This window comes from Paenibacillus terrisolis (assembly GCF_056171975.1).
The window spans coordinates 12,944-31,671 of the sequence record NZ_JBKFGG010000050.1 but is presented as its reverse complement, the minus strand read 5'-3'; the positions used below and the strand labels follow the sequence as shown (position 1 = coordinate 31,671).

Below are 18,728 nucleotides of genomic sequence, written 5' to 3'. Positions count from 1 at the left end.
AAACAAGCCTGCCAGATTCATGCTGCTGGACAAGGCCTTTATTTCAGTACGCCTTCCAGCCGCGCGTTGAGCCGTTCCGCTAATTCCAACAGCTCCAGCGGCTGGCCGATCGTATAATCCGGACGTTCGCTTTCGTCCGCAGGCTCATGCGGATAACGCGTCGTCCAGCTCTGAAAGACGCTGGTGATCCCGAGTGCGTTGGCCCCTTTCATGTCGCGGCTCAAATTGTTGCCGACCATCACGACCCGGCGGAAATCCTCTTCTTTGAGCTCAATCGCCCCCGCGGCGGCCTTAAACATGCGCGCGCTTGGCTTGGTCGCTTTAATATTTTCGGAAATGATCATGGCGGTAAAATAGTCGTACAAGTTGTTTTGCTTAAACACGTTTTTGAAGGACTGGGCATCGCCGTCGGCGACCAAAACCAGCGTGTAGCCTCTTTCGTACAAGGCTTTTACCGTCTCGTCTGCACCCGGTATGACGTTCGCGCTGACGACAATTCCTTCCTCGTCCCGGATTTCCGTCGACTCGTCGATGATCGTATCGCCGCTGTCCATAAAAATAATGAGCTGTTTCTTATCCATAACTTCGGTCTAGCTCCCTTCCCTTGCGAATCTTGTTGCCGATATATCACCGGTATAATATCAGAATCCTTGACTGTAGGGTCAGTAAATTTGAGAACATTCACACCAACATTAAGCCGGCGTATGGGCCTCCCATAGGCATTCGGTGATACGAAGCTCGGAAAATACGGCTTGGAAAGAGGATGCCGAGGGACTGCAGGCATAAACGCCGAAATGGATCTCCCCGCCTCCCTCAAACAAGTGGAAAATCCGCATTTGTTCGAAATGAACGCCATCATGCGAGCTTTCAATGCAATAGTCGCTTTCCCGGCGGCTTAGCCGGTAATACATCGATTTGACGCCGCCTTCGAGATCCGTGGTCGCCCAATCCGAATACCCATGATTGGTCACGACGCTCCCCAGCCGCTGGAACGTTTCATTCTCGTATTCGATCGAAGCCTTGAACCAATTGTCGCTGTCCTGATAGATCACCACGCCGCATTGGTCAAACTGCGCCTTGCTGTCAAATTCCGTTTTCAACGTAAACGAAAAATAAGACTCGCTCGTTGTCAGAAGAAGCGCAGGCGCGTTATCGTTCCGAAAGCCGTAATACGTTCTTTGCCAAAAATCGGTGCCCGCCTCCGTTTGAAACGTTATCCGCTCCTTGCCGATATCGTATTGCTTCGGCTCATGAATCCAAAATGTACGGTCAACGTCAAAAGTAAACACGTTCATTCCCCTCCATCGTTTCTTTTCACATAAGCGTTCCATATTCAACATTGTGTCTACCGTCTATTCTACCGAAAAACACTAGACTAAGGCCAGACATACTTTAGAGAAAAGCCCAAAAGCCGAATTATTCTCAAACGAATGGTTTTGAGAACGATTCGGCTTAGGTTGTTCCGATGAAAGGAAGATTTTTTGCTTTGACGATGGCTATGTAAGAAATCAAAGCTCCTGTCTATGTACTAATCCAAAAATAAAATTGTTTCGATATGTATGATTACGCGCTGAGCTTCGGACTTTCTCCGTAGTGATTTGCGCTTTCATTGCTGTCCTGGCACAAAAAGACAATGATGATAATGGTGCCAACCAGCGGTATTAATCCCAGCAGAATCATCCAGCCGCTTCTTCCCGTATCGTGCAAGCGCCGAATAAATACAGCCAGAGACGGCAGCAGGACTACCACTCCATAGATGATAGCCAAGATCAGCCCGATCCCGATGGCCAAACCCAGGACTTCCAGGACGATCGAAATAATAAGATTGAACAAGAAATACATCCAATACTCCGTTCGTCTGGCTCTTCCGCTAAATCCCACGTAATTTTTTAATACTTTTAAATACCATTGCATCTGCTTATCCCACCTTCTTTAAATGACTGAATCGCCTTCATCTTCCTTTCAATATAAAAATATATCCTATGTTGCGTTAAACTCTAAAAGTGTCGAATGTGCATTAATCGAGTGGGACTCGCAATGTTTTGGTCCGGCGAAAGGCTTCGCCCCAAAAAGATGGGCGAAGCCTCTTAAATCTGCCAGCCATGTAATAATAGCGCTCATACAGGGGAATCCGCGTCCTTCAATACTTTCTGTATTTCCCTCATCTGCCCCGTTGTTAAAGGTCCGAAGTTCATGGCCCCCGCCGCTTCTTCCACCTGCTTCACCGATTTTAAACCCGGGATCGGAATCGTTTGACCGCTTCTGCCCCAAATCCAGGCAAGCGCTCCCTGCACCGGGCTGCGTCCGCCGGAGATCAATATCTCTCTGACGGCTTCGAGTCTCGCCAAATACTCCGCCCGCGGCTTGCCATCCGTGAAATAAAGGACCCACTCGTGCTTGCTGCCCCGTACGTCTTCGGCCGGCAGGCTGGAGCCCTGACCGAACTTTCCGCTCAGCAGGCCCATGGCTAGCGGAGCGTTGTTGATGCTGCTGAGCTGATATTTCTCGCACAGCCGAACCATATCCGAGTCGCCGATCAGCACGTTGAATGGATGCTGGATGGCGACCGCGGAGGATTTTTGGGCGAACGCTTCGGCCCGCTCCGCATCCCCCGTACTCCAGCCATAAGCGCGGATCCAGCCCTCCTCCTTCAATCGTTCCAGCGATTCGATGACCGAATCAAGCTGCTCGAAAGGAATGCCTCCATCATGAATTTGGTACAAATCGATATAATCGGTTCCCAGTCTTTTTAAAGAAGCCCGGCAGGCCAACCGGATATAATTTGGAGACATATCGACCTTCGTAAAGACGCTGCGGGTTGCCGCATCGTAAGTGAACCCGAATTTGGTGGCGATTACCGCCTCCTGCCGGCGTCCTTTTAATGCTCTTCCAAGCACCTCCTCGCTATGCCCCGTTCCGTATACGTCCGCCGTGTCAAAGAAGTTGATCCCCCGCTCCAGAGCGGCCCCGATCGCTCGAACCGATTCCCTGTCGTCGACCTCGCCCCATCCATCCGGCAGCCCGTCCAGCCAAAACGATCCGCCTATCGCCCAGCAGCCGAATCCTACGGGACTTACCTTGATTTCGGAGGCGCCTAAATTTTTGCGTTCCATCCTTCGTTTCCTCCCTTTCCCATTTTGATTCATCTTCATTATAATGAGAGGAAATGGTTTATTTTAGAGCCACTTTCAGTTTATTTTGAGGAACCACTTTACAGGAGGGCGTTAAATTATGGTGTTCGGTATTCATTTGGATCCTTCTGGAGATATGTCAATTACGGCCCAACTTTGCCGCCAAATCCGGCAAAAGGTTGAAAAGGGCGAGCTGTCGCAGGGAATGCGCCTTCCCTCCTCAAGGAAGCTGGCAAAGGAATTCGGCATTGCCCGTAACGTGGTGATCGACACTTATGAACAGTTGACTGCGGAAGGATACCTCATCGGTCAAGTGGGTTCGGGCACCTTTGTGGCGGAGGGAATTGTACAGGACGCTTCGGGAAAGAGCGAGAACAAGGAGATGTCCGACGCTGGCACTCAAACGGATTCAAATGATGGAGGAATCATCGACTTCGCGACGGGGACCCCCGATTTGCGGAGCTTTCCGCAGCAGCGGTGGGCCAAGTATTTGAAGGCTGCCGCCGAAGAATCGCCTAGCGGACTTTTGGACTATGGAGATATACGAGGAGAAAAAGCGCTGAGAAGCGAAATTTCGGCCTATTTGTACCGGACCCGAGGCATGCTGTGCAAGCCGGAACAGATCATGATCGTGTCCGGTTCCTCGGATGGAATCTCGCTGGCCGCGCAAGCGCTGCGCCCAAGTTACCATTCCGTTTGCCTGGAAGACCCGACGATCGAATTCACGCAGCATATTTTCAAGCGGCAGCATTACCAAATCACGCCCGTGGAAGTTGATGCGTCCGGCATAAGGATACACGAATTCGCAAAACTCCCCGGCGGCCATCTTCTGTTGCTTACCCCGTCCCACCAGTTTCCGAACGGGAGCATTTTGTCGATTCAACGTCGACAGCATGCCGTAAGGCTCGCGGAGGAAGCAGAATCCTATATCATCGAGGACGATTACGATGGGGATTTCCGCCTGAGGGGGGTACCCATCCCGCCGCTGCAAACCTTGAATCCGGACAGGGTAATCTACGTAGGAACATTCAGCAAAACGCTTGTCCCCGGACTCCGTATGGGGTTTCTCGTGCTTCCGCGTCACTTGGTCGGCCCTTTCTCGAATCTTAGAGAAGAACTGAACCTCCGCACTCCGACAATTCCGCAGATCGCGCTGGCCGAATTCATCCGGGACGGTCGCCTGGACCGCCATATCCACAAAATGAAAGGCATTTACCGGACACGGAGGAATCTGCTTATCGAAGCCCTAACGCGTCATTTCGAGGATCGGATTATCATTCAAGGAGATGAAGCCGGAATGCATATTCTGGTGGAAATGCTTAAAGTCGCTTCCCCCTTAGACTGGAGCCGTTCAACCGAATACGGAGTCAGGGTTCACCGTGTCGAAGACTACTGTATGGTCAAAGGAACCCGCATTCATCAGATCCTGCTCGGCTACGGAAATATCCGCGAGGAGGACATTGAACCGGGGATCGAAAGGCTATCGCGGTTTATGCAGGACCAGGCAGGCTCATAAGCGCTATGAGTCTCTTTTCATTTCGCTACTTATCGCTCCCGTAAACGAAGCCACCCCGCCCCGGATGATCCGGATTATTAGCGCCGCCATTTCGCCGGGAGGTTTGATATAGCCGTCATTCACCCACTTGATCATGAGACCCGTTCCCCCCGCTTCCGCAAAAGTATACAGATACTCGGCGATTTCCGGCTCCAATGCGCCGCTTCTCAGCCATTCTTCAATGGTGTGACGGCGAACCATCCCCGCGAGGTGATTCGCAAAATCCTTGCTGCCGTTTCCGTTCAGGAGCGCTATGAAAACCTCTTTATTCTGCAGCATATACTCCAGTATTCTTTCTATGACGAAATATTCACCGGTCGCATTTTGCCCCTCTGCCGCCTCATTCACATAGGTATGGAGATCTTGGATAATCTCCTCCTCCGCCTGCTGCATCAGATCGTATTGATCTGCGTAATGCGCGTAAAAAGTGCTGCGGTTCATATCGGCCAGTTCGCAGATTTCCTTGATCGTCACTTTTGAAACGGGCTTTTGGCGGATCAACTCCAAAAGCGTGTCTTTCAGGATCATTTTGGTCATTTTGGTGCGCCGGTTTGCTTTTTCGTTCTCCATAGTTCCTCCACTTTTTCGCAAAAAGATGATAACCCGACACTCGGATTTGCCTATGTCGGTTTATATACACTTGTGAATTTATTGATGGTTGAAGACCAACACCGTGTACAGTATATTGTACTCGTGGCGGAAATACAACAGCATGTCACGGAGATCGGAAACCTTCCGGCATCTTATTCCTGAGCTTCTTTCCCGGGTAGAAGACTTATGGCACAATCCAAGAAGAAATCACCAAAAACATTTACTAAGGAGGCTGCAATATGTCACAATTCACTCAGCCGGCTGCGGTTCGTGCAGGACTAAAAGAACAAAATACAGTCAGCACGGCCAGATGGTCGTTCATTGCATTGCTGTTTGCGGCATCGGTTATTAAAATTCTATTGCCATCTTCGGCCAAAGATATTATGGAAATTGTGTTGTTTCCCATTATTCCCGGTGTAGCATTCTTTCACGGAACCAAGCGTTACGGGCTTAAAAATATGACTATATTCTTCGTCATAACCTGGGTAATCAGCAATTTTTTTGAAAGCTTAAGTATTGCCAAAGGTTTTCCTTTCGGGAATTACCACTATACATCGGATATTCCACGGGTCTTTGATGTACCGTTCGTCATTATGATCGCCTATTTCGGAATGGGTTATATGGCTTGGACGTTGGCTCATGTCCTGAACGGACAATACAGCAAAAAACTGCGCGGCTTGCAGATCTTCCTGATTCCGTTCGTCGCTTCGTTTATCATGGTCATGTGGGATGTCGTTATGGATCCGCTGACGGCAACCATCGGCAAGGAATGGATCTGGGAGGACGGAGGAAAATACTTCGGAGTTCCGATCTCCAATTATTTGGGCTGGTTTTTCGTGGTTTATGTATTCATGCAAATCTTCGCCCTCTTTATTTCCAAATACGATACCAAAGGGAAAGATGACGAATCGTTCGGCAAATCCTATTGGTTCGAAGCGGTAGCCGTTTACGGTATCCAAAGCATGAACTATCTGCTTCTCTGCATCACCGGCGACGGATACAGAGAGATCTACAGCTCCATGGGCCTGGTTTGCGTATTTACGATGGTCTTCGTCACGCTTCTGTCGGCGATTACGGTAAATCGCGATGCGCTCAGCCGGACATCCGGCGGAACCCGCTCCGCAATTCAACGCTAACAAATGAACAGCCGGCCAAATCGGCCGGCTGTTTTCATTCGTGTCAACCGTTACTTACAATGCGTTCAATTCAATCTCAAAGCCCAAATCTTCGATCATCTGATGATCGGCTGATATCTCTTGACCTGATGTCGTTAAATAATCCCCTACAAAAATCGAGTTCGCCGCATACAGGGACAGCGGCTGCAAGGTTCGAAGATTGACTTCCCGTCCGCCCGCCACGCGGATTTCTTTGCTCGGACAAACGAACCGGAATAACGCGAGCACCTTGAGCGCCTTCAGCGCCGGCGTGCGTCGTTCCTGCTCAAGCGGGGTTCCCGGGATTGCATGGAGAAAATTAATCGGAATGGAATCCACATCGAGCTCCCTTAACGCAAAAGCCATTTCAACGATTTCCCGGTCCGTCTCGCCCATTCCGATAATAACACCCGAGCAAGGAGACATGCCGCTGGCCTTTACCTTTTCCACCGTTTCTACGCGTTGATCATAAGTGTGGGTTGAAGCAATGGATGAATAATGGGCCTCGCTCGTATTCAGATTGTGATTATATCGATGAACGCCGGCTTGAACGAGCCGCTCGGCTTGCTGATCCTTCAAAATGCCGAGACACGTACAAATTTTAAGCGGCATCGTTTCGCGGATCTCCTGAACCGCGGATACCACTTGGTCAAGCTCCTTATCCGTCGGCCCCCTTCCGGAAGCTACGATACAGTAGGTTCCTGCTTTACGGGCTACCGCTTCGCGGGCTCCGGCAAGAAGCGTGTCCTTGTCCAGCAGCGCGTATTGGTCTACCGGCGCGGTCGATATACTGGATTGTGAGCAGTACCCGCAATCCTCGGGACAAAGTCCGCTTTTGGCGTTGATGATCATGTTCAGCTTCACTTTTTTGCCGAAGAAATACTTTCTCACCTCAAAAGCAGCTTGCATCAGCGGCAAGATCGCATCATCCTCCGATTCAAGAACGGCCAATGCCTCCTCTATCGTTAAACTTTTCCCGTTCCGAGCCTTGTCCGCAAACGATTGCCATTGTAGTTCGATTTCCTGCGATTGAATGGTCATCATCCCCTATTCATTGAACTTAAGCCGCCTATCAGTGTGATGAGGACAAGCTTATTCAAGTCCTGATTGTCAACCCATATTTTATTATTTGGTTAACAATCAACAAGGGTTAGTTTAGCAGACAACAGCTATGCGGTAAAGGGAAATTTCGATTGCCCATAAAGATGCCCCGTAATAAATTTCTTCATTACGGGGCCCCAGCTGTTATGCCGTTTTTTCTTTCCTTTTATCGGTGAAAATTCCGAAGATCGATGAGGCAATGAGTATGAACGCCGTCAGAATAAAGGTCCGGCTAAAGGCTTGCGACGTTTCATGATCCTTATCTGCGCCGATCTCATCCATAATACGGGTGATTTCATTCTTTTGGTCGCTTTTTCCCACGCCGAGAAGCAGTTTTTCGCTTCCATCGTTCATTTGACGAGTCGCATCCGCGAGCTGCTTTGAGCCTGTGTACAGCTTGCCGCTCCCGTCTTGGGTCGATTCAATTCCGGTGAGAAGGGATTGGGAACCTTTTTCGAGTTGATTGGCCCCTGATTGTACCTGGATAAGCGAGTCCGATAATTGTCCGATGCCTGTATTCAGTTCATTCAGATTGTCTACTCCCGCAGCCAGCTGATTGGCCCCTTCCGTCAGTTGAACCATCCCTTTCTTAAACGAGCCGGAAGTTCCAAACTGTTCGGCCACTTTCTGAGATGCGTTTGCCAGTTGGTCGGCTCCTTGTTTCAGTTCCGCTCCGCCGGATATAACCGTTTGGCCTACCTCGCTTTGTTGCCCCAATGCTATGAGCTTCGCCTTAAATTGATCGGAAGTCGTAACCGCCGGGTCAACGGCAACCGTGTAAATACTGACCAGGTTTTGGAGCATTTTAACTTGCTGCAGGTATGTCCCCTTCAATTCCGCAGGCGCCCCGGCATATGCTTTTTTAGCCTGCTCCAGGCTTCCCTGATAAGTTTCCAGCAATTTAGGGGCGAGCGGATCGTTTTTAGCCATCAGATAGATCGTTTCATTTACGGAGCTGACGTATTGGTTCGTTTGAGCAGAAAGAGTTTGCATACCGTCGGATACTCCGGTAACCCCGTCATAGACCGTTGAATGCCCGGAGCCACTTCCCGCCGCAAACTGCGCCAATAATTGATCCGCTCCGGTTTGAAGCTGTTTGGATCCGAAAGAGAGTTTATCATACCCCTGCCGGCTTGCCGACTGCAGCCTTTGAGATCCTGCGATCGTTTTCGTTAACGCGCCGTCCAGCTCGCCAATGCCGGAATGAAGGGAGCTTCCTCCGTCATGCAGGGTGGCAAGACCCGCATCCAAAGAAGTGGCCCCCTCCTCCAATTGCCCCGCCGCGTCTGCCGTTTTTGCGGCTCCATTATGAAGCGAATCGACGCCGTCGTACAGTTCACCCAAGTCAGTGTCGTTCTCCGGACGCTCAGAGTGGGTCTCGGCTTCCATCAACTTCTTCACGTCTTGCTCGATCCTGGAGCGAAGTGCGTCGGCCTTGCCGCTGTTATTATTATCTTCTTCTTGTACGGAATCGGTAATGTCTCGGATCATGACGGTTTTGATGTCGCCATCAATCACGGGGCTGCTTTGAATCAGACTCGTAGCCGATGCGGTAATGTTATCTTTAGCGCTCGATACGTGAATGTTAAGCACTCCAACAAGAAGGGCGATGCCCAGGCAAGTGCCGATTTGTCTCGCCGCGTTAACAATTCCCGAACCTACGCCGCTCTTTTCCTCCGGCAGGTACTTAATGGATGAAATGAGCGATTGAACGGAAAAGCCTAATCCGAAGCCGAATACGATCATGTCCGCAATCATCATATCCTTGGAAGTGTTCACGTCGGCGCGCGACAGCATCCAAGCCCCGGCTCCCATGATGAGAATCCCGACAAAATTGACCGGCTTCGCTCCGGTGGTTTTGACGATCAAGCTTCCTAAAGGCATAGCGATAATAACAACCAAGGCCATTGGAGTAATGATCAGAGAAGCGTCCAATGGTGCATAGCCCATCGCATTTTGCAAAAAGTAACTGAAAATGAGTCCCGGAGCTACAATGGCGAATCCGGTGATCAGATAGCAGATCGTTGAGGCTGTGAACGTCATCTCGCGGAACAAAGAGAGCTCCAGCATCGGTTCCGGCACCTTCATCTCGACGACAATCAGCAGTAAGAACGAAACGGCAGCGCCGACGAACATGGATACGATGGAAATCGAGTCCCAGCCGTAATCATTTCCTTTCAATAAGGCAAAGGTCAGAAGGAACAGAGTCATACTTAGTAAAATCATGCCAAACCAATCGATCCGCTTCGAAACGGTATCATCGTAAGACTCGTCCACGCAAAAAAGAGTCAACACGATCGCAACCACGGAAAAAGGAACATTTATAAAGAAAATCGACTGCCAGTTGACGTACTCCAACAGCACTCCGCCAATAGGCGGGCCTCCTGCGGCAGCCAACGCCGTAATTGCCCCGATCCCTCCCGCGACAATCTGGGACTTTTCTTTGCCGAACATATTAAGCGCCATAGGAACCACTAGAGGAGTAATGATGGCCCCGCCAAGGCCTTGCAAGGCACGCATGGCAATGAGAAAAGATAAAGACTCCGACATTCCGCACATGGCGGAACTCGCACCGAAAATAAGAAGACCGATCAGCATGATCTTCTTCCGACCGAATTGATCCGCAAGCTTGGAAGCCGTGATCATAAAAACGGCGAGAAAAAGCACGTATATGGTGCTGATCCAGCTCGTATCGTCCAATGTAGCATTGAAATTGCGGGTGATGTCGGGAAGCGCGATGTTGATAATCGTACCATCGAGCGTTCCCATGAACATGGCGATAGCAATTGCGATAAATCCAAGGACATTTTTTCGTTTTTTCAAGGATGTTCGCCCCTAACATGAAATAGATTTCATATTCACATTATAAGAAGGCCATATATGCTTGTCAACGGGAACTTGAAATTGATTTCATGTTCGATTTGACACTATAAGACGTTCAAATTAAAATGAGGGTATTCATTGTTTAGTAAGGAGCCATGAAGCCATGGAGAAAAGTTTGCGTATTCCAAATCAAAAGCGAGCCATCGAAAAGAAAGAAAAAATCATTGAGGTCGCCTACCGCATGTTTTTGGAGCGCGGATATTATGAGATCAACACGGCTGAAATCGCCAAGGAAGCCAATCTTGCCACGGGCAGCGTCTACTCCTACTTTAAAGACAAGAAGGATATTTTATTAGCTTGCCTGGAGAAATTTGAGAACGATCTTATGCTGCAGCTGCTTAAGAACGTTGAAGATATTCGCGTTTCAGACGATATTATGGAGATTTCTAAATCGCTGCTCCATGTTTTCATTTCATTTCATAGCGGAGAGCTGGTTTACCATAACGACGTGATGTCATTGCAGTTCAGAGATGAAGATGTGCGGGGGTTTTTTAAGCGTGCGCAAAAGACCATGATGTCTGCGCTTGTAGCGCAAATACAAAAATCAGGGTTTAATTTTCAGTATGAAGAAGAACAGACCTTTTTAATTTTTTCGATGATCCGAAGCATTGAAGATCAATTGATCTTTAACTCCGACGATAAGCTGCGTAAAGACATTTTGCTCGATCAATGCGCACGGCTTATTTCTTCGATGGTTACCAGAGAAGAGGAACTCGGGGATCCCCCCATCCCCCAAATTTAAGCTCTCATATTTGGAGGACAAGCTCAATCCCTAAAATTTTAGTTTTATAATTGACACTTACTAATTAGTAAGTTAAAATGTGGCCATGGACAATCGAAAAGAGCAAATTATTGATTTGGCGTCCAAGCTGATTCGAGAAAAAGGTTACGTAGCATTCAGCTATGACGATTTGGCTAAGCCCCTCGGAGTAACCAAGGCCAGCATTCACTACCATTTTGAAAAAAAGGAGGATTTGGGTTTAGCTATTGCCGACAAAATGATGCATCATCTGGAACAATTTCCATTGCGTTACGCTTCACTGACCGTTCAAGCAAGACTCAATAAGTTTCTTGAAGAAAGAGTTGAACAATTCGGGGAACATGAAATTTGCCCACTCTCCTCTCTTCAAACGGACTATGAGTCATTGCCGGTGGAACTGCGAAAGAAGATCCAATCGGTGAGTGAAAAGGAAATATCCGTTCTGGCAGACATTCTGATAGAAATGAAATCCGAGGGATTAATTGAGAACTCTGCAGACACCGAGTCTTTAGCCTCTACGGTTATTGCTTGCGGCAAAGGACTTTTACAATACCAAAGAGTTCTTGGCAAAGCGGCTATCCCGCAATTATCATCACAAATGAGTCGCCTGATCCTATAAAGAGACGGCGACAAAAAAATGAGCTTTACTTATCTACTAGTAAGTTAAATATTCTTCTCTGATGATGTCGAAAACATAAACAAGGTTTGAATTGAAAATAAACCATTTAATATGTCAGGAGTGTGTTGTTCATGAATAAATTCGCAGGAAAAGTAGCGGTAATAACAGGCGGAAACACGGGGATTGGTCTTGCGACAGCAAAACAACTCGTAGAAGAAGGCGCGTATGTATACATTACCGGACGCAATCAAAGCAGCCTGGATGATGCGGTCAATCAAATGGGAAGAAACGTGACCGCGGTTCAAAGCGACGTTTCGAAATTATCGGATTTGGATCGGCTGTATGATGTAATCGTAGAAAAACATAATCATGTCGATGTTGTTTTTGCCAATGCCGGTGTCGTGGAGCATGCTCCCCTGGGGCAAGTTACTGAGGAGATTTTTGATAACAGCTTTAATATCAATGTCAAAGGCGTATTGTTTGCTGTTCAAAAGGTTCTTCCGCTCCTTCGCGACGGCGGTTCGATTATTCTGAACAGCTCGGTTCAAGGCACCAGCGGCTCGTTTGGCGGAAGTGTTTACGGAGCAACCAAAGCGGCCGTTCGATCCTTTGCGCGGAATTGGCTGGTAGACTTGAAGGATCGGCAAATCCGGGTGAACGTAGTAAGTCCCGGCCCCATAGACACATTCGGTCTGGCTGCCGCTGTAGGTTCCAACGAAGAACAACAGAAGCAAGCGCTGGGATTCTTGGCAAATGCCGTTCCTTTGGGAAGACTCGGCAGACCTGAAGAAATTGCCAAAGCCGTTCTGTTCCTCGCTTCGGACGACAGCAGCTTCGTCAATGGCGTCGAACTCTTTGTTGATGGCGGTATGAAACAAGTTTAAACCGCATAAGAATGTTTTCTGCGCGGTCAAATGGAAAACCACGGCAGCCCGGACACTATGGTCTTCGGCTGTCGTGGTTTTTTTGAGCTAAAGCCTGCGTTTTGTCCCAGTTATATTTTAGTAGATAATTCGTTTTGCGTCAGAAGCAAAAAAAATCCCAATGATTGAGATGCATCATCGGGACTTTTTTTTACTTATTTTTTGAATGGAAGAGATGATTATTCCTTGACGCCGCCCAGCGCTACGCCGGCGATAATATACCGGGACAACAGGAAGTAAACCACAAACAACGGCAACGCTGTCAAAGCGAGTCCCATATAAATGGAGCCGAACTCCGCTTTGTAAATATCGCCGCGCAGTAAGCTTACCATGATCGGCATCGTATACTTTTCCTTCTGTGTCAGCAAGATCAACGGCATGAACAGATTGTTCCAGTTGGCTACAAAAGCAAAGATGGCTTGCGTCGCTACCGCCGGTATCATCAGCGGAAAGATAATTCGGTTGAACGTTCTGAATTCACCGGAGCCGTCTACACGCGCAGCTTCCACGATCTCAATCGATAGCGTTGCGAGCAGATATTGGCGCATGAAGAACACCACCGCCGGCGCCGCAATCGCGGGCAAAATCAGCGGAAGAAAACTGTTGGTCCAATGCAGTTTGTACATGAACTGATAGAACCCGATTGCGCTTGCCTGGGAAGGAATCATCATGACGCACATGATAAAGGTAAAAAACGGCCCGCGCAGCTTCCAGTTATAAGTCACGAGTCCATAAGCCGCCAAGGACGAGAAGTAGACCGTGAGAATCGTTGCGGATCCGGAGATAATGAACGAATTCAGGAAGCCTTGAATCGGATCGAAGCTCTTATCGAGCAGCACCCGCAGGTTGCTCATCAAGTGGGTCGAAGGAAGCAGCGAGATCCCGCTTTGGATTTCCGGCGTAGAACGCGTGGCGTTTACAAACATAATCCAAAACGGAAGGATGCTGAGCAGCGCCAACAAGATGCAGACAATATAAATAATCGTCTTGCTTATTCTCCGATTGACAGTTCCGCTTCTTTGCATTTTATCCATGCGTCACACCTCCCGCTTGCTTGCTCGCCCCAGCTTGTTCACTTCTGTATTTCTTTTCCGCTTTTTTCAATTTGGCCGCATCGCGGTCGCGCATCAGGTAGAACAACAATCCGGACAAAATGGCTGCGATCACGAACATGAGCATACTGGCGGCTGCAGCGCGATTATACATATAGCTGCCCTTGAACGCTTGCCCGTAGATAAACATAGACGTGGTCAGCGTGGAATCGTCCGGTCCGCCCATGAGGAACAGCTGCGGAATATCGAACATGGTCAAACCGCCGATCATCGATGTAATCAATGTGAAAAGCAATATTGTACGGAGACTCGGCAGCGTGATGCGGAAAAAGGTTTGAAATCCGTTTGCGCCGTCAATTGCCGCAGATTCGAAGAGAGCGGGATTGATCCCCATAACGCCTGCGACTAGGACGATCATGGTGTTACCGTACCACATCCAGAATTGAATGAACGCCACAATGCCTCGCGCTGTCGTCTTATCCTGTAGGAAGAAAATTGGAGCGTCAGACCAGCCCATCATTTGAAATAAACTGTTTAAAGGTCCCATCGGATAGGCAAATAAAGAACTGAAAAGCACGGCGATTGTACTTGCCGTGATAATGTTAGGCATATAAAGCAAAACTTTGAATGCGCCTTGTCCCTTGATGTTAAGGCGCTTGTTCGTGAACCATGCCGTGAGCAAGAGCGCTAGAACCATCTGGGGTATAAAATTCACAATCCAGAGCAGCCCCGTGTTAATCAGAGATTTCCTAAATGAAGGATTATCAAGAATGAGATCTTTGAAGTTTTTAAATGGATCATCCAGCATATGAACCGGCTTTGGTATGATCCCCTGCATATCAGTGAACCCGATGACCGCGGTGTATAAAATGGGATACAGCGAGAAGATCAGAAATGCAAGGACAAACGGAAAGGTAAAAATGTACCCAAATTTTGAATAGTTGACACCTTTGCGGCGCATGCTCTCACCTCATTTGTTGATATGAAAGGGCGGGAAACTTCCCCCGCCCCCTCCGTTCTCCTTCTTACTCGCTATCAATGCCAAGCTGGTCTTTGACTTGCTGTTTGAAGGTTTTGATCGCACTGTCTTTGTCTTTATTGCCTGCCGTGTATTCGCGTACTTGATCACGCCAGAGCTTATTGATCGTTTCGTCGAATTGGGTCAGGTTCTTACCGGAAGCATTCGCGTTGGCCGGAACAAATACGTCGTACATGTTTTGTCCGCCAAGCAGCGGCACTTCGCCGTTCGATTTCGCCATGACAACGGAGGATGCAACGCTGTCCTTCGTGCCTTGTTCGCCTTCCTTCATCGTGCCGTTAGCCCAGTAATATTGCAGGCCCGTTTCGGAGGTGTCAAGCGTAACCCAATTGATAAAGTCCGCAACAGCCTTTTTCTTGGCTTCGTCCTTGGTTACGTCCTTGTGGGCCAGCAGCCAAGTGCCGCCCCAGAAGAAACCTGTTGGCGGTTCGGTAACTGCCCAGTCGCCATTGGTATCTTTAACTTGCTCGCTCATCGTGTAGTTGATCAGCCAAGCAGGTCCGAAGAATCCGAAGATGGGTTGAGCGCCGGAACCGGACATATCCGCAAACCATGCTTCCGCCCAGTCCGTTGTATCGTTATGATAACCGTTGTCTTTCAGCTTTTTGGAGAGATCAAAGAACTGTTCGCGTTTCGGATCGATATGAAGCTTGCCGTCTACAATCCAGCCTTGATCCGAGCTGTTTTCGATCGGGTGCCAAATATCGCCGTCGCCGGAAACAATACCGTAGCCTTTAGCTTTCAGCTTCGCAGCCGCATCGAAGAACTTATCCCAGCCGGGACCAATTTCAGTTTTGATCGTGGCCGGATCGTCCGTTCCAAACACATCCTTGGCAATCGAGCGGCGGTAGATGAAGGCGCCGCCGGTCGCTTGATAACCGAGGCCTTTCAACTGGCCGTCCTTGCTGCCGATATCAACCGAATATTGGGCGATGCCTGCGTCCTTTACCTTTTGGTCATCAAGGCCAAGGTCGGAGTAGTTGGCTGCATAGCTGGATGCGTCGCCTTGCGTATACTTGAGCACAAACGCCGCTTCAGCCGCGTAAATGTCCGGAGCGTCTTTGCCGCCAGCGGCAAGAGCCTGGTCAAGAGCTGGCTGATAAGCGCCATCGGTGGTTGCGATAACCGTCGTTTTGAATTCTACATTCGCATCTGGATGCGTTTCCAAATACTTCGTCGTCATGTTCGGAATCTCGTCGGTGAAGCTCCAGAGATTAATGGTCACTTTCTCGCCGCTGTTTGTTGCCGGAGCGTCAGCCGAATTCGTGGCTGGAGCTTGATTTCCATTGGAGCCGGAATTTGAATTCACATTCGAATTTGAGTTCCCGCCGCATGCCGCGAGAGCCGTTGTGATCAAAAGCGTGGCAGAGATCCCTGCTAAAACACGTTTCATTCTTTTCATACTTTGCCTCCCCTTTTTTATTGATTCCTCGGCTTTTTTGTAACCGCATACATATTATAAAACCAACAGCCACTAGGCATAAGGAACCGATGATTGGGAAAAACTCTACTATTTTTGGTTTCTGGTTCGAACAAAGAACATTCGCCATGTTACTCACTCCAACGTTCTCCATGTGGCTTCTGGCACGCCTAATTTTTCCCATGAAAATGACTAATGGCCTTGCCCTTAAATTAAGAACAAAGCCATCGGATAAAAAGATGTTTTTAGATATCCAAGATAACACCTTCTTCATTACTGCATCTTTAAACTTACTCCTTTATTGCCAAACTACAAAATCTCCTTATTGGCCAGCATAATCGCTTCAGCTTCGTCCCAGAGCCGCGGTAGAAACAGCAGCACGTCCTTGGCACGGCGCTCAAGGGTGCCTTGCGAGGTGATGCCGAGATCGATGACGAATTCCTCAAACGCCGGAGCAAGCTCAGCTTGTAGTTTTGGAGCATCTATCGAGAGCATTTTGTGGCACCGGGTAAAGGTCGCCCCGATCCAAAATACCGCCTCGCGGTGATATCCGTCGCGGATAAGGTTATGGCTACCGTCAATCGCAATCGGTCGTGAATCGGCGGTAATGTCACTGCTGAAGAAGAATGGGGTCTTGGCATGCGCCGCGGCGACATCGAAGGTACGGGCAAGCGTGCTCAAATGATGGCTGGTTCTCTGCGGGGTCCAATGCTCGCAGCCCAGCAGTCTCAACAGTTCCGGATAGATGTCAGTTCGCCCGAACTCCTGGAGCACGTTGTACGCAGCCAGGTAGCGAAGCCGCACGGTAGGATTGCGAAGGGCTGCGACGAGAATGACGTGTGTGGTTACTCCGGTCATGAACAGCCATGTCATAATCTGGTCATGCCATGGTGCAGTCAGATCGATGTTCCGTAACCCATGCTCTATCTTTTGCCTGACGTCTTCGCAGCGGAGCCGCACCCATTCCCTCTCGGCAAAATGGCGCGACACCTTCTGCTGCAAGCTGCGCAGCTGTCCGGTAGGATCTGCAATGATGGTATCCACGCGGAAGCTCCCGGCTAAGTGATAAGATGTTAGAACCTCCTCGGCAGAGGCGAGCTGATTCCACGATATGAACGTTATTTCGATCAGCACATCCCGGTAGATGAACTTCCCCAGTTTCAGAGGTGGCTTTGCTTCTGAGGTAACAACGGCAACATCAATGTCGGAACCCGCTGACATCATCGCATCATCCGGCTGCCCCACCGTCGAGCCGCTGAAATACGCCCCCATGAACCATGCTTCCTGACGAATACACTGCACTACCCACTCCGTTGCCGCCGCTCGAGCCGTCCCTATTTTCATGGATGATCCCTCCGTTCCTATTCAGCCAAGAGCTTAGCATAAAATTCGGACAATCATATGGCATTGTTCTCTCCATAAGCTCACTATGAATACAATGATAATTCAACTTAAGTCATTTCCATATTCAGATTAGTGCCCAATTACTGAACATGTATTTCCGATTTGATATCATTTTGACTTAAAAATTTCAGTAAATCATTATTCAGCTGCACAATCTCATTATTGGCATTATTCGCATAATCCGGCAACATCATATCCCTAACCATTTTAGTTCGTAGCCATGTCATAAAGAAAAGATCCAAAAATAAGTTTGGAAATTTAAGCACCATTTTAAGCACTGGCGGATCAATTGAAACGCCAGCTTTTTGTATTGCCCTTAAATACGTTTTTAAAGTGACTGTTATTTTGCGTGCCGTCTTTCTGGTTCTGGCCTTATTCTCAGAATGCAAAACGCTCAACATGGCAATGTCTGATACGGAATGTGTGATTAGATACGCTTGCATATCCTTTTTAATAACGTAGGGAAGCTTTGCTGTTTTAAATAATTTTGCGAGGGTTTCGATGCGTTCCGTCACTACACCATTCATTTCTCCAAATGCAGTTGCCGCTATAATCTTTGGTAGAAATCGAGCATGCAATATTCCATCTTTAATCTGTCCGCCGAAGCCTGGAAAAGCGGTTAAAAGTCTATCCCCTACGATATCCAGCCACGAAGAAAATCCAATTGAATTACTGGTCATCGTAACTATATTTTTACTTTGGTTATCTTTTAGCGCTGACAACGCCGATTCGGACCGATCATAACGAACGGTAACGAAAATAAAATCGTATACATCGTCATTTTCGAGCGTATCAATGACATTCACTCGTATCGATCTAACGGTACCTTTGTCTTTATATTGCAGGCCATTTTCTCTTAATGATTTAAATCTATTGGAATGTGCAAACAGGGTAACGTCAAACCCTGCTTCAGTAAACTTAATTGCGTACATGCTCCCGATGACACCTGCACCAAAAATTAAAATTCGATCTTGTTTTGCTGACATTAAAACCACCCCTACTTATTAACATTTCCTTTTTGATTATCAGACAACATGTTGTATGATGTGATTGTAAATCTTTATTATTCCTTGATCAACCATCAGTATTTTAGTAT

At 48.4% G+C, this 18,728-nt stretch carries 17 protein-coding genes; 5 read left to right on the top strand and 12 right to left on the bottom strand.

The features are described from left to right. Window positions 1-38 precede the first annotated feature (38 nt). The 4 genes from ACI48K_RS24600 to ACI48K_RS24585 form a co-directional block, all read right to left on the bottom strand. Entirely contained in the window at window positions 39-581 is a 543-nt protein-coding gene (locus ACI48K_RS24600; protein WP_475030273.1) for an HAD family hydrolase, read from the bottom strand. A 111-nt stretch (window positions 582-692) separates the two neighbouring features. Beyond that, the gene (locus ACI48K_RS24595; protein ID WP_475030272.1) at window positions 693-1,289 is read right to left on the bottom strand and encodes a DUF1349 domain-containing protein; all 597 of its coding nucleotides are present in this window, start codon (window positions 1,287-1,289) and stop codon (window positions 693-695) included. Between the two features lie 274 nt (window positions 1,290-1,563). After that, a complete protein-coding gene (locus tag ACI48K_RS24590; protein ID WP_475030271.1) occupies window positions 1,564-1,914 on the bottom strand; it encodes a DUF805 domain-containing protein in 351 nt (116 codons plus the stop codon). Window positions 1,915-2,117: 203 nt separating this feature from the next. Then, complete coding sequence (locus tag ACI48K_RS24585; protein WP_475030270.1) at window positions 2,118-3,113, bottom strand: aldo/keto reductase; 996 nt, start codon at window positions 3,111-3,113, stop codon at window positions 2,118-2,120. Window positions 3,114-3,231: 118 nt separating this feature from the next. On the opposite strand from ACI48K_RS24585, the gene pdxR reads away from it, so the two are divergent. Further along, a complete protein-coding gene (pdxR, locus tag ACI48K_RS24580) occupies window positions 3,232-4,647 on the top strand; it encodes a MocR-like pyridoxine biosynthesis transcription factor PdxR (RefSeq protein WP_475030269.1) in 1,416 nt (471 codons plus the stop codon). Between the two features lie 3 nt (window positions 4,648-4,650). Here the strand turns inward: pdxR and ACI48K_RS24575 are convergent, their stop codons facing one another. Continuing rightward, window positions 4,651-5,256: a TetR/AcrR family transcriptional regulator gene (locus ACI48K_RS24575; RefSeq protein ID WP_475030268.1), complete on the bottom strand. Its 606-nt coding sequence runs from the start codon at window positions 5,254-5,256 to the stop codon at window positions 4,651-4,653. A 260-nt stretch (window positions 5,257-5,516) separates the two neighbouring features. Between ACI48K_RS24575 and ACI48K_RS24570 the strand changes: the two genes are divergently transcribed. After that, window positions 5,517-6,413, top strand: coding sequence for a carotenoid biosynthesis protein (locus ACI48K_RS24570; protein WP_475030267.1), 897 nt, complete (start codon window positions 5,517-5,519; stop codon window positions 6,411-6,413). 54 nt (window positions 6,414-6,467) lie between these two features. Here the strand turns inward: ACI48K_RS24570 and bioB are convergent, their stop codons facing one another. Together bioB and ACI48K_RS24560 are read right to left on the bottom strand one after the other, a co-directional pair. Further along, on the bottom strand, window positions 6,468-7,472 hold the full coding sequence (bioB, locus tag ACI48K_RS24565; RefSeq protein WP_475030266.1) for a biotin synthase BioB: 1,005 nt from the start codon (window positions 7,470-7,472) through the stop codon (window positions 6,468-6,470). A gap of 204 nt (window positions 7,473-7,676) precedes the next feature. After that, the gene (locus ACI48K_RS24560; protein ID WP_475030265.1) at window positions 7,677-10,355 is read right to left on the bottom strand and encodes an MFS transporter; all 2,679 of its coding nucleotides are present in this window, start codon (window positions 10,353-10,355) and stop codon (window positions 7,677-7,679) included. Window positions 10,356-10,518: 163 nt separating this feature from the next. On the opposite strand from ACI48K_RS24560, the gene ACI48K_RS24555 reads away from it, so the two are divergent. The 3 genes from ACI48K_RS24555 (at window position 10,519) to ACI48K_RS24545 (ending at window position 12,678) form a co-directional block, all read left to right on the top strand. Further along, window positions 10,519-11,157 carry a TetR/AcrR family transcriptional regulator gene (locus tag ACI48K_RS24555; protein WP_475030264.1) on the top strand — a complete coding sequence of 213 codons (639 nt, stop codon included), beginning with the start codon at window positions 10,519-10,521 and terminating at the stop codon, window positions 11,155-11,157. 85 nt (window positions 11,158-11,242) lie between these two features. Then, the gene (locus ACI48K_RS24550) at window positions 11,243-11,794 is read left to right on the top strand and encodes a TetR/AcrR family transcriptional regulator (RefSeq protein ID WP_475030287.1); all 552 of its coding nucleotides are present in this window, start codon (window positions 11,243-11,245) and stop codon (window positions 11,792-11,794) included. Between the two features lie 131 nt (window positions 11,795-11,925). Continuing rightward, window positions 11,926-12,678: an SDR family oxidoreductase gene (locus ACI48K_RS24545; protein ID WP_475030263.1), complete on the top strand. Its 753-nt coding sequence runs from the start codon at window positions 11,926-11,928 to the stop codon at window positions 12,676-12,678. Window positions 12,679-12,896: 218 nt separating this feature from the next. Here ACI48K_RS24545 and ACI48K_RS24540 read toward each other — a convergent pair whose 3' ends face one another. The 5 genes from ACI48K_RS24540 to ACI48K_RS24520 form a co-directional block, all read right to left on the bottom strand. Next, entirely contained in the window at window positions 12,897-13,751 is an 855-nt protein-coding gene (locus ACI48K_RS24540; RefSeq protein WP_475030262.1) for a carbohydrate ABC transporter permease, read from the bottom strand. Next, window positions 13,744-14,730 (bottom strand): carbohydrate ABC transporter permease, encoded by a 987-nt coding sequence (locus ACI48K_RS24535; protein ID WP_475030261.1) that lies wholly within the window; start codon window positions 14,728-14,730, stop codon window positions 13,744-13,746. The genes ACI48K_RS24540 and ACI48K_RS24535 overlap by 8 nt, the downstream gene beginning before the upstream one ends. Before the next feature lie 64 nt (window positions 14,731-14,794). Continuing rightward, entirely contained in the window at window positions 14,795-16,210 is a 1,416-nt protein-coding gene (locus tag ACI48K_RS24530) for an ABC transporter substrate-binding protein (protein WP_475030260.1), read from the bottom strand. Window positions 16,211-16,537: 327 nt separating this feature from the next. Further along, window positions 16,538-17,572, bottom strand: coding sequence for a hypothetical protein (locus tag ACI48K_RS24525; protein WP_475030259.1), 1,035 nt, complete (start codon window positions 17,570-17,572; stop codon window positions 16,538-16,540). Window positions 17,573-17,712: 140 nt separating this feature from the next. Then, window positions 17,713-18,618: a ketopantoate reductase family protein gene (locus tag ACI48K_RS24520; protein WP_475030258.1), complete on the bottom strand. Its 906-nt coding sequence runs from the start codon at window positions 18,616-18,618 to the stop codon at window positions 17,713-17,715. Between the last annotated feature and the right edge of the window lie 110 nt (window positions 18,619-18,728).